The organism is Pedobacter sp. MR22-3 (assembly GCF_026240075.1).
Classification (GTDB): Bacteria; Bacteroidota; Bacteroidia; order Sphingobacteriales; family Sphingobacteriaceae; genus Pedobacter.
In genome coordinates this window covers 1-12,189 of the sequence record NZ_JAPIVF010000001.1, presented here as the reverse complement: position 1 = coordinate 12,189, position 12,189 = coordinate 1, and the positions used below count along the sequence as shown (strand labels likewise).

Sequence of the window (12,189 nt, the reverse complement as noted above, 5' to 3'; positions counted from 1 at the left end):
TCAGGATCTTTTTTTTGCTTTTTAATTTTTAATCTCGTTGGACAGCTTCATGAGTCATATTGGATATACCAGCTTAACTGTTCATGATATCTTCAATTTCTTCCGCTTCCAGCGGGATGTCAGCCATTAAGTCAATATTGCCATTTGCTGTTATTAGGATGTTATTTTCCAGACGAATGCCTAATCCTTCTTCAGGAATATAGATTCCGGGTTCAACAGTTAAAATGTTTCCATCAGCAAATGGGGTGTATCTGCCAGCAAAATCATGAACATCTATACCCAGGTGATGAGAGGTGCCATGCATAAAGTATTTTTTGTAGGCCGGGTAAGCGGGATTTTGATTTTTAACATCACCGGCAGAGATTAATTTTAAATTAATTAATTGTTCTGTCATCAGTTCGCCCACTTCTTCATGATAGGTATTCCATACGGTACCGGCAGTTAATAAGTTGGTGGCTGCTTTCATCACCTGTAATACCGCATTGTAAACTTCTTTCTGCCGCACTGTGAAACGTCCGCTAACCGGAATTGACCGGCTCATATCTGCGTTATAGTTGGCATACTCCGCACCAAAATCAAAAAGAATGACATCGCCTGCATTGCAGGTTTGGTTATTATCATTATAGTGCAGGATGTTGGCATTATGCCCCGATGCAATAATAGGCGTATAGGCATGTCCTGTTGCTCCCTGGCGAATAAACTCATGAATGATTTCTGCTTCTATCTCATATTCTTTTACGCCGGGCTTCGTAAACTTTAATACTTTAATAAAGGCATCCCTTGTTATGGCACAGGCCTTTTTAGTCAGTTCAATTTCCACATCAGATTTAACGGCCCGTAAATGACGCATAATCGGTGCGGATCGTTCGTAGCGATGTAAAGGATATTTAGAACGCATTTGATCAATAAACCTCAGGTCACGATGTGGCACCGTATGGGCATAGCGATCATTTTCATTAGAATTAAGATAAATATGGTCTGCATAATGTACAATGCTGTGCAATATATTATCAAAATCTTCCAGCCAGTAAATATTGGTGATGCCCGATGCCGATTTAGCCTGTTCTTTGGTATATTTATAGCCTTCCCAAACTTTGATGTGATCGTTGGTCTGTCTTAAAAACAGGACTTCTCTATACAAAGGATTAGGACAATCAGGATAAATGAGTAGTATAGTTTGCTCCTGATCGATTCCTGATAAATAAAATAAGTCGGGATTTTGTTTAAAGATAAAGTTCTGATCGCCACTTCTGGGGAATTCATCATTGGCATTAAATATAGCTAATGAATTGTCTTTTAGCTGTTTGATAAAGTTTTTCCTGTTTAAAATGAAAAGCGACTGATCAATTTGTGGATATTTCATAAATGTTGCATTAAGAATTGTAAAGAGATCAAATGTAATAAAATCCCTATTTCTCCTGAAGTTTGGAACGGAGTTTGTGTAAATGTTTGAAAATTTAAAAATTTGTTTAATTTTGCGATTACAAAAAATTAATCAATTAAATTGTTTAACCCTTAAAAAAGAAAAAAGATTATGAATTATTCTACTTTAAAGAAAAGTGTTGCACTTTCTTTAGTGGCATTAACAGGAGTTGCTTCTCTTGCTGTCGCTCAGGATGCTCCTGCAACTACTTCTTCTACCAAGGTATTTGGTGGAAGAGGACAGTACAGAACTTGGTCAATTGGTGTTAACGCTGGTGTATTAGCTCCGGTTGTTGCCATTGGTGGTTCGAATGACTTTAACAAATGGGACGTTAACTTAGGTTATGGTTTAAATATCCGTAAACAATTAGGTCACTCTTTCGCATTAGAATTAGCTGGTGTACGTGGTAAAGTTTCTGGTTCAAATGATGCAACTGCAGGTCCAGTAGCTTCAACTGCTAGTGATTTTGAAACTCAGTTACAATATGCTGTTGATTTACGTGGTGTGGTTAACTTAGGTTCTATCGATTTCTTACGTCGTGAGAATTCAGTAGGTTTCTTCTTAACAGCTGGTGCTGGTTATTTAGCTTATGCTCCAAAAGTAACTACAGGTGGTCAAACTATTGACTGGAAAGGTAATGCTATCGGTCCAGTAGGTGACAGACACGAAGCTAAAGACTATGTAAAAGGTTTCTACATTCCAGTTGGTGCTGGTGTTAAATTCAAAGTTTCTGAGCGTGTTAACTTTAACTTAGGTTACACAATGAACTTTGTTGACGCTGATAACTTTGATGGAGTTTATGCAAAAGGTACTACTAAAGATAAATTCTCTTACGGTTATGCTGGTTTAGAGTTCTCTTTAGGTTCTTCTGCAAAACCAAGCTTAGAGTGGTCTAACCCATTAGCTACAATGTATGATGAATTAAAAGATCCAACTTTACGTCAAGAAGTTGAAGCATTGAAAAACCGTGTATCTAACGTAGAAAAATCTGTTGAAGATTTGAAAAAAGATACTGATGGTGATGGTGTTGCTGATCAATTCGACAAATGCCCAGGAACTCCTGCAGGTACTGCTGTTGATGGTTCAGGATGTCCACTTCCTAAATTCACTGCTGATTCAACTAACACTAACGTAACAGGTTTCGAAAAAATCGGTTTCGATTTTAACTCATCTGTATTAAAAACTGAATCTTATCCAACTTTAGATAAATTATCTTCAGTGTTACGTGAAAACGGTGGTAAAGTAACTGTAAACGGTTACGCTTCAAGCGAAGGTACTGCTGCATATAACATGAAGTTATCTAAAGACAGAGCAAATTCTGTTAAAACTTACTTAGTAAACTCTGGTGTTAACGCTAGTCAAGTTGCTACTAAAGGTTTAGGCGAAGCTAATCCAATTGCTTCTAACGATACTGAAGAAGGTCGTATCCAAAACCGTCGTGTTGAAACAGCTAGAAACTAGTCTTTCAATATAAAGTTTAAAAAAAAGTCCCGATGCAAATCGGGACTTTTTTTGTGCCTTTTAGTTTTTGATGTTAGGCTTTTTAATTAAGTTTGTGTGATGTACTTCTTCCGTAAAAAAGATCCAAACCGACCTGATAATATTAACATCAGGATTATGCATTTTATTAATGCATTGGCCATTATCATCTTTCTTGCAGGGATCATCTACAAGCTTATACAATGGCTTGCTAAATAAATCTATTTTATGAAACAAATTATTACCACAACTAATGCGCCTGCACCAATCGGGCCATACAGCCAGGCCGTAAAAGCAGGAAACTTTCTCTTTGTTTCCGGCCAGGTTGCCATTAACCCTGAAAACGGTGAATTAAACATTGGAAATATGGAGGAGGAAACCCATCAGGTCATGCGGAATCTTAAAGCTGTTTTATTAGAAGCAGGATTAACTTTCGATCATGTAGTTAAATCAACCATCTTCTTAAGTGATATGGGTACCTTTGCACAGGTGAACGAAATTTATGGTCAATATTTTACAGCAGATTTTCCTGCGCGTGAAACGGTACAGGTATCGGTATTGCCTAAAAATGTAAATGTAGAAATCTCAGTCATTGCCATCGCAGGATAATTGGAAAAAGGCAAAAGCAGATTTTTTATAGCAGGTATTGTTCCCTATATCATATGGGGAACAATGTCTATTCCACTTCGCAACCTGAAAGCATTTCCTCCGCAGGAAATCTTATACTACAGGATATTTGTATCTGTCATTGTAGTATGGGCCAGTATTTTACTTTTTAGACGAGAAAACCTGCAAAAAGATTACTTGCATTTCAAAGCGCTGCCATCTGCTAAAAAACGCAGATTATTACTCTTGACCGTTCTTTCTGCTGTGCTCATTACCGGTAATTGGTTTACTTATATTTATGCAGTAAACAGTGTAAGCTTAAAGGCAGCCGCATTTGCCTATATGGTTTGCCCGCTTATTACAGCACTTTGTGGTTTTATCCTGCTAAAGGAGCAACTCAGCAGAATTAAGGTGATTGCACTTGGAGTTGCGCTGATCAGCATCATCCTGCTGGCAGCAGGCTCTGTTCATGAAGTTTTATGGGCCATATTAATTGCCTCATTTTATGTCTTTTATATTATCCTGCTGAAAGTGATTAAGGATGTAGATAAGTTTAATTTATTAGGCATCCAGCTGATCTTATCAGGTCTGATCATTTTACCGCTATATTTCACAAGTTCAGCTCCTTTTCCGGCTGCAACATCTTTTTGGTTACATATCTTTCTTATTGCAATCGTATTTACCATTATCCCGCTGTTTTTGAATGCCTATGCACTTGTGGGGATGCCATCGTCTGCGCTTGGTATTTTAATCTATCTTAATCCCATCGTTGCGTTTGCTGTGGCATTTGCTTATTTTAAAGAAGATATTGATGTTCACCAGCTCTTTGCCTATTTGCTTTTACTCTTATCGATTGTTATTTTTAATGCACATTTGTTAAAGGGCATGATGGCTAAAAAAGTATAAAAGTTTTGTCGAATCCGATTTTAGATACACCTGTTGAGTTTATAAAAGGCGTAGGGCCTGGTCGGGCGGATGTTTTGAAAAAAGACCTGGGTCTGTTTACTTTTCGGGACATGCTGTCGCACTATCCTTTTCGCTACATTGACCGTACCAAGTATTTTAAAATCAATCAGCTTAGCCCCGACTCATCCTATATTCAGATTATTGGTCGGGTGATTCATAAAAAGGTAATTGGTGATAAACGGGCCAAACGGATTGTGGCAGCCTTTAAAGATGAAACCGGGATTATGGAACTGGTTTGGTTTCAGAGTTTAAAATGGGTAGATGAAAATATTATAGTGGGTACAGCTTATGTTGCTTTCGGCAAGCCAACTCTTTTTAATGGAACATTCAGCATTTCGCATCCCGAAATGGAGCTGTATCAGCATAAACCTGCCGGAAGAGGCAATCTGACTTTACAACCCGTTTATCACTCTACGGAAAAGCTCAAAAAATTCACACTTGACTCTAAAGGTATCCAAAGGCTGATTGCCGGACTGCTGGATCAGGTGATCCCTCAGGTTCAGGAAAACTTACCGGCATATATCATCGATAAATATCAACTGACTGATAAAAAAAGGGCATTGCTGAATATCCATTTCCCCAAAAACCAGCAGGAATTAAATGATGCGGAAAGGCGGTTAAAGTTTGAGGAATTATTTTTTGTCCAGCTCCAGTTATTGCATAATAAGCAACTTCGGCAGTTGAAATTTAAGGGTGCCCGTTTTGATAAAGTTGGAGAAAAGGTAAACCGGTTTTATAAAGAGTTTTTGCCTTTTGAACTTACCAATGCGCAAAAAAGAGTAGTTAAAGAGATTCGCTTAGATACCCAAAGGGCCGTTCAGATGAACCGGCTTGTTCAGGGCGATGTGGGCAGCGGAAAAACCGCTGTTGCACTGATGAGCATGCTTCTGGCAAATGATAATGGTTATCAGGCCTGTATGATGGCGCCAACAGAAATCCTCGCCCGTCAGCATTATGCATCTGTTACCGAACTGGTAACAGATGATCTGGTTAAGGTGGCTATCCTCACCGGAAATACCAGAAAGAAAGAGCGAACCATTCTACATGAGCAGCTGGAAAATGGCGAAATTGATATCTTAATTGGTACACATGCTTTAATTGAAGACAAGGTTAAGTTTAGTAATTTAGGCTTAGTGGTGATTGATGAGCAGCATCGTTTCGGGGTAGAACAACGTGCTAAACTTTGGCGTAAGAATGTTATCCCACCACATATCTTAGTGATGACGGCTACGCCTATACCGCGTACGCTGGCCATGACCTTATACGGCGACCTGGATGTTTCGATTATTGACGAGCTTCCGGCGGGTAGAAAACCTATAGAAACAAGGCATTTGTTTGAAGGGCAGCGGCTCCGCATGTTTGGATTTATGAAGCAGGAGATTGCCAAGGGCCGGCAGGTATATATTGTTTACCCCCTGATTAAAGAAAGTGAAAAACTTGATTTGTTACATCTGGAAGCCGGGATCGAACAGTTAAGTTATCAGTTTCCGCGTCCGGATTACCAGATTAGCATTGTACACGGGCAAATGCCCAATGCCGACAAGCAATTTGAGATGCAGCAATTTATTGAGGGTAAAAGTCAGATCATGGTCGCTACTACAGTTATCGAAGTAGGCGTGAATGTACCAAATGCATCGGTTATGGTAATTGAAAATGCGGAGCGCTTCGGGCTTTCTCAGTTGCATCAGTTGCGTGGCCGTGTAGGACGCGGGGCGGAGCAATCTTTCTGTATTTTAATGAGTGGTAATAAACTTAGTAAAGAAGGTAAGGTCAGGTTGGAAACCATGGTGAGAACCAATAATGGTTTCGAAATTTCAGAAATTGATTTACAACTTCGGGGGCCTGGTGATATTACCGGTACGCAGCAGAGTGGCGTACTCGATCTGAAACTGGCTGATCTGGCAACCGATCAAGTTATATTAGCCGAAGCCAGAAATACCGTAATCGAAATTTTTGAAGCTGATCCAAAACTGGAAAAGCCAGAAAATGCTATTCTGAAAACTCACCTGAATAAGTTGGAAAAGGGCATTTCTTTTGATAAGATTAGTTGATCAGTTATTAATACTTATCATCATTTCTTAAGGCTTTATACATAATTAAAAGTCTGTGTATGATTAGTTTGGCAGTTGAATGAAAGTATCTTTCAATCTCATTTTTTTCGCAAAATAGTTACGCTTACTTTTCCGATTTAATATATAATATGTTTACCTTGCGTTAAAACCAGATATGAACTATTAGTCGGGAATATGATACAGTTGCTTCGGTATGTATCAGTTTTTCTACCCAAATACAGTGTAAAGCTGTTTGCAAATAAATCATATGGTTGAATGATGATTGATATAATTCTATAAGGGGGCTTATTTTTTTGGTGGTGTGGTGTAAGTAATTATATCAATTAGTCATGAATGGCATTTGCTTATTAACAAATCATTCATATTAGATTGCATTGTAACTATTCCCTAACCAAATAAATCAAATCCCATGAAAAAAAATCTATGGAAGAATTTTGCCAGAAAAAGCATGTTTCTTGCGTATGGTAGCTGTTTCGTTTTTTCACCATTTATGACTTTTTCTGCTGAGACATTACCGGAAAAAAAACGTCTCTACCTTTACAAGCCTTTACTACAGGATATTGTAGTGAAAGGGCAGGTGAATGATGCCAAAGGACCTATCCCAGGTGTAAGTGTCAAACTAAAGGGAGGTACAGCAGCTACGGTAACAGATGGCACCGGTAAATTTAGTATAAAAGTTCCTGAAGATGCTACCTTGATCTTTAGCTACGTAGGTTATACCGATCAAGAAGTGCAGGTTAAAAATCAAACCAGTATTACCGTTCGTTTACTGGAAAATAATCAGAACTTATCAGAAGTAATTGTAGTAGGTTACGGCACACAAAAGAAAGCTGTTGTTTCCGGTGCTGTGGCATCTGTAAAAGGTACAGAACTGGCCAAATCATCGTCTGTAAATTTATCTAATTCATTGGCCGGACGTTTACCCGGTGTAACGGCTCTGCAAGGTAGTGGTGAGCCTGGTTACGACGGATCCACGATCCGGATTCGTGGTATTAATTCCCTTGGGAATAACAATGCCCTGATTGTAATTGATGGAATTCCTAACCGTGCGGGTGGAATTGAAAGGATTAATCCAAACGATATTGAAAGTGTTTCCGTTTTGAAAGATGCTTCTGCCGCTATTTATGGTTCACAGGCAGCAAATGGGGTAATCCTCATCACCACCAGGTTAGGGAAATCAGGGAAACCTCAGTTTTCTTATGATTTTAGCTATGGCCTGCAACAGCCTACACGGATTCCAAAAATGGCCAATTCCACTCAATATGCTGAAATACTAAATGAACTCAATATTTTTGGCTCTGACCTTAATCCAAATGAATGGTCGGCGGCCTGGAATAGTTTTAAATCAACGGGTACTTATCAATCAACTGCAGGGAAAACCATCAATGCTACGTATAAGCCTGATGAGATCCGAAAATTTGGTGATGGTTCAGATCCATTACGTTACCCAAATACTGATTGGTTTGATACTACATTTCAAAAATGGTCTCCGCAACAAAGGCATAATGTTCAGATCAACGGCGGTACTGAAAATGTAAAATACCTGGTTTCCTTAGGTTATCTTAATCAGGATGGCTATTATAAGAATTCTGCCACAGGTTATAAGCAATACGATATGCGTTTTAACCTGGAAGCAAAATTGAATAAATACATTACTACTACATTAGGTGTAACTGCCAGAGAGGAAGACCGTAATTTTCCAACAGTTGGTGCGGGAGATATCTTTAGATTTTTAATGCGGGGAAGGCCAACTGAAATTGCCATATGGCCAAACGGATTACCGGGCAGAGATATTGAGTATGGCTATAACCCGGTGGTTTCTACTACCGATTTAACCGGTTACAACAAGGATGTGAGAGATTACTTCCAGACTACCGGTAAGGTAGAGGTTAAAATACCTGGAGTAGAGGGCTTAAAAGTAACCGGAACGGCTGCCATTGATAAATATTCCGGACGGCAGAAAAACTGGCAATTGCCATGGACCCTTTATGATTGGGATAAGAAAACATTCGAGGCAGATGGGGTAACACCGGTTTTAGCCGGATCGGTACGTTCTCAGTATACCGATCCAAGGCTTAGAGAAACCGCAGGTGGGCAGCTGGCGACTAACCTAACCGGAATGATTAACTATGATAAAAAAATAGGTGAACATACCATTGGTTTAATGGCTGGTACTACAAGAGAACAAGTTGCTAATGATGGTTTTACAGCTTTCAGAAGATATTTTCTTTCATCAGCTATTGAGCAATTATTAGGCGGCGATGAGAGAGAGCAATCATTAGGTAACAATCCTGGTGATCCTAATAATTTATATAACAGGGCACGTTTAAGTTATTTTGGAAGAGCGGGATACAACTATAAAGAAAAATACCTGGCTGAGTTTCTTTGGCGCGTAGATGGTTCTTATATTTTTCCAACCAACAGGCGGTTTGGTTTCTTTCCTGGCGTATCAGTGGGCTGGCGTTTATCAGAAGAAGATTTTTTTAAAAACAATGTCAGCTTCATTAACAACTTAAAAATAAGGGCTTCATATGGTCAGATGGGTGCGGAAGCCTATTTTGGTGATGTACTGCAAGAGTATCAGTATTTAAGTTTAATGAACTTTGGAAGTTATATTTTAAATGATGCAGTAACCAAATCCATTTATGAAGGTAAGGTTCCGAATTTAAATTTTGGATGGGAAGTTGCGAATAACACCAACATTGGTTTAGACGCCTCTTTCTTGGATAATAAATTAGCACTGGAGTTTGATTATTTCTATAACAAAAGAACAAACATTTTAATTAGTCGTGGTAGCTCAGTTCCAGAAAGTTCGGGGATTACGGATCAGTTGCCTCCTGTAAATTTAGGGAAGGTAAATAATAAAGGTTTCGAATTTAAATTAAGTTACAATGATCAGGTGGGCGATTTAAATTTTGGTGTAAGTGTTAACGGGGGTTATGCCAAAAACAAAATTATTTTCTGGGATGAAACCCCAGGTGCCCCGGAATGGCAGCGTTCTACCGGACGGGTAACTGGTTCTTGGCTAGTATACGATTATGATGGTGTTTTTAAAGATCAGTCAGAAATTAATGCCAATACAATAAACTACAGTGCTTTAACCAATAATCTGCGTCCGGGTGATATGAGGTTTAAAGATATTAATGGCGACGGGAAGATAAATGCTGATGATAAAATCCGTTTGGATAAAAATGATACGCCTACATTTACAGGTGGTGTAAATTTTAATGTTCAATACAAAGGATTTGACTTATCAGTATTGATTCAGGGTGCCTCAGGAGGAATGCAGATTGTAGGTGTAACGGAATCCGGCGATATCGGGAATTTCTTGGAATGGTCTTACCAAAACCGTTGGAGTATTGATCACCCAAGTTCGGTAGATCCACGCTTATCTAACAGGGGTGCTACTTATTATACCGATAGTAATAATGCCTTAAACAATACCTACTGGTTACGCAGCAACAATTATATCAGGCTTAAAAATGTGGAGTTAGGTTATACCATTCCAAATAAGCTGGTCGAAAAAATAGGGTTGAATGCCGTAAGAATTTATGCTAACGGACTTAACCTGGCTACACTGGATAAAATTAAGATCTGGGATCCGGAATCGAGAAATTCAAGCGGACAGTATTATCCTCAGGCCAGGGTAATCAATATGGGTATAAAAGCCTCTTTTTAGCTATACCGTTTATCAATAATCATGAAAAATATGAAAACAATCAGTCAACATAGAATTTTATATATATTAATTTTGATCACCCTTTTTGCATTGTCCTGTAAAAAAGATTTTATGGATGTCACGCCACCGGATAAAATATCTGCTGATCTTGTCTGGAAGGATCCGGCGCTGGCCCAGGCTTTTGTCAATGATATCTATAACGGTTTAAGTAACGGTGGTTTTTCTGAACAAATGCTGGCATCAGTATCTGATGAAGCCCTGTTTACACATCCTACCCGAGGAATCGACCTGGTCAATAATGCAACCATTAACCCCTCTACATTAGGATGGGTAGATGATACCTGGGGATATAAACAAATGTATAATAGAATAAGGGCCTGCAATATCACCATTGAAAGAATTACTGGTGGAGATAACGGGTTGAGCAGCCAGAATTTAAAAGACCAATTATTAGGAGAAGCCTATTTTTTAAGGGCTTATTTTTACCAGCAACTTTTACGCTATTATGGATCGGTAGCCATTATCACTAAAACCTATGGCTTAAATGATGATTTTAACATTAAGCGTAATACTTATGAAGAGTGTGTTAACTTTATTGTTAAAGATTGTGATGAAGCCAGTAAATTACTTACCGGCAAAACATTAGATAAGGGCCGTACAAATGCTTTAGCCGCGCTGGCACTAAAATCGAGGGTGTTGATTTATGCAGCAAGTGATCTTCATGACCGTGCAAAGATTACAGCAAAAATCAATGGAATACCAGCACAGAAATTAGATTTTTTGTCTTATGCTTCCGGTAATCAAACAGAGCGTTATCGTTTGGCTCAAACAGCTGCAAAAGCAGTGTTGGATGCGGGTACAGGTTATAAGCTAACACTTTCTGCTCCGGCTGCTGACGGGCAGCTAAACTTTAAAAGCATCGCCATGGGCGGAGGTAGTAAGGCACCAGGTATTGATGCATCAGCCGCTTCAGAGTTGATTTTTGGAAGATATTTCATCACCCTGAGCAATAACAGGCATGCACAGCAGAATGGCCCCAACGGTTACCATAACTGGGCCGGTAATACCCCGATTGGTCTGCTGGTTGATGATTATGAAATGAGCGACGGAAGTAAATTCAGCTGGAACAATGCGGCACAGAAGGCAAACCCTTATCAAAACAGGGATCCACGCTTTTATGCCACCATTTTATATGATGGTGCTGGCTGGAAACCACGCGATAAAGCATCAGGTAATGTAGATCCGGCCAATCAGATTCAAACCGGCGTATATGATTTGGTGAGCAACGGCAGCGTCATCGATTTTAAAGGTTTAGATACCAGGGCCAGTTCAATTGAAAACTGGAATGGCAGCTGGACAGGTTATTACTACCATAAATTTATTGATCCGGATCCGAATATTGTAGATGCTTCTGCACCTCAAACCATTCCATGGCCATTTTTCAGGTACACCGAAGCCGTATTTAATTATATTGAAGCGAGTATAGAACTTGGAGAATTAACCAATGCTACCACCTGGTTAAATAGAATCCGTTTCAGGGCAGGGATGCCGGCTGTAACTGCAACCAGTCAGGCAGATCTTCGCACAGCTTACCGTCACGAACGCCGTATTGAGATGGCTTATGAGGAACAACGTTATCACGATACCCGCCGTTGGTTAATTGCAGAAGAAACATTAGGCAGAAAAGTTACTTATATTAAGGTTACCGGTAAATTTAAGGCAGGTAAAACCATGTCGGCGCCTTACCATTATGATGCTACGGTATACGACTATACTTATACCCCAATTACTGAAAATGCACAGGAAAATCGCAGTTGGGACAATAAGCTTTATTTCAGGCCATTTAGCCGTGATGAGGTGAATAAAAATAATTTACTTGAACAAAATCCTGGATACTAAGATTCTCATCTAAAATTCGACCCGATGGATAGTTGTAAGGCTATTCATCGGGTTTTTTATTTAGG

At 39.2% G+C, this 12,189-nt stretch carries 8 protein-coding genes; 7 read left to right on the top strand and 1 reads right to left on the bottom strand.

Going from position 1 to position 12,189, the window contains the following annotated elements; translation table 11 throughout:
* Positions 1 to 73: 73 nt before the first annotated feature.
* The gene (locus OQ267_RS00035; protein ID WP_265834446.1) at positions 74 to 1,363 is read right to left on the bottom strand and encodes an aminopeptidase P family protein; all 1,290 of its coding nucleotides are present in this window, start codon (positions 1,361 to 1,363) and stop codon (positions 74 to 76) included.
* A gap of 171 nt (positions 1,364 to 1,534) precedes the next feature.
* Here OQ267_RS00035 and OQ267_RS00030 point away from each other — a divergent pair, with 171 nt between their 5' ends.
* From OQ267_RS00030 to OQ267_RS00005, 7 genes are all read left to right on the top strand, one after another.
* Complete coding sequence (locus OQ267_RS00030; protein ID WP_088299547.1) at positions 1,535 to 2,884, top strand: OmpA family protein; 1,350 nt, start codon at positions 1,535 to 1,537, stop codon at positions 2,882 to 2,884.
* 99 nt (positions 2,885 to 2,983) lie between these two features.
* Complete coding sequence (locus OQ267_RS22395) at positions 2,984 to 3,121, top strand: DUF6728 family protein (RefSeq protein WP_308424134.1); 138 nt, start codon at positions 2,984 to 2,986, stop codon at positions 3,119 to 3,121.
* Positions 3,122 to 3,130: 9 nt separating this feature from the next.
* Entirely contained in the window at positions 3,131 to 3,511 is a 381-nt protein-coding gene (locus OQ267_RS00025) for a RidA family protein (RefSeq protein WP_088299546.1), read from the top strand.
* Entirely contained in the window at positions 3,512 to 4,414 is a 903-nt protein-coding gene (locus OQ267_RS00020; protein ID WP_265834445.1) for an EamA family transporter, read from the top strand. It begins immediately after the preceding gene.
* A 5-nt stretch (positions 4,415 to 4,419) separates the two neighbouring features.
* Positions 4,420 to 6,525, top strand: coding sequence for an ATP-dependent DNA helicase RecG (recG, locus tag OQ267_RS00015; protein ID WP_265834444.1), 2,106 nt, complete (start codon positions 4,420 to 4,422; stop codon positions 6,523 to 6,525).
* A gap of 430 nt (positions 6,526 to 6,955) precedes the next feature.
* Positions 6,956 to 10,225, top strand: a complete 3,270-nt coding sequence (locus OQ267_RS00010) for a SusC/RagA family TonB-linked outer membrane protein (RefSeq protein WP_265834443.1) — start codon at positions 6,956 to 6,958, stop codon at positions 10,223 to 10,225.
* 111 nt (positions 10,226 to 10,336) lie between these two features.
* Positions 10,337 to 12,124, top strand: a complete 1,788-nt coding sequence (locus OQ267_RS00005) for a RagB/SusD family nutrient uptake outer membrane protein (protein WP_265834442.1) — start codon at positions 10,337 to 10,339, stop codon at positions 12,122 to 12,124.
* The last annotated feature ends 65 nt before the right edge of the window (positions 12,125 to 12,189 follow it).

Bases quoted from the DNA above. Each gene is read 5' to 3' on its own strand.
- OQ267_RS00030 (WP_088299547.1), top strand. From the start codon at position 1,535: ATGAATTATTCTACTTTAAAGAAAAGTGTTGCACTTTCTTTAGTGGCA.
- OQ267_RS00035 (WP_265834446.1), bottom strand. From the start codon at position 1,363: ATGAAATATCCACAAATTGATCAGTCGCTTTTCATTTTAAACAGGAAA.
- OQ267_RS00025 (WP_088299546.1), top strand. From the start codon at position 3,131: ATGAAACAAATTATTACCACAACTAATGCGCCTGCACCAATCGGGCCA.
- OQ267_RS00010 (WP_265834443.1), top strand. From the start codon at position 6,956: ATGAAAAAAAATCTATGGAAGAATTTTGCCAGAAAAAGCATGTTTCTT.
- OQ267_RS00005 (WP_265834442.1), top strand. From the start codon at position 10,337: ATGGATGTCACGCCACCGGATAAAATATCTGCTGATCTTGTCTGGAAG.
- OQ267_RS22395 (WP_308424134.1), top strand. From the start codon at position 2,984: ATGTACTTCTTCCGTAAAAAAGATCCAAACCGACCTGATAATATTAAC.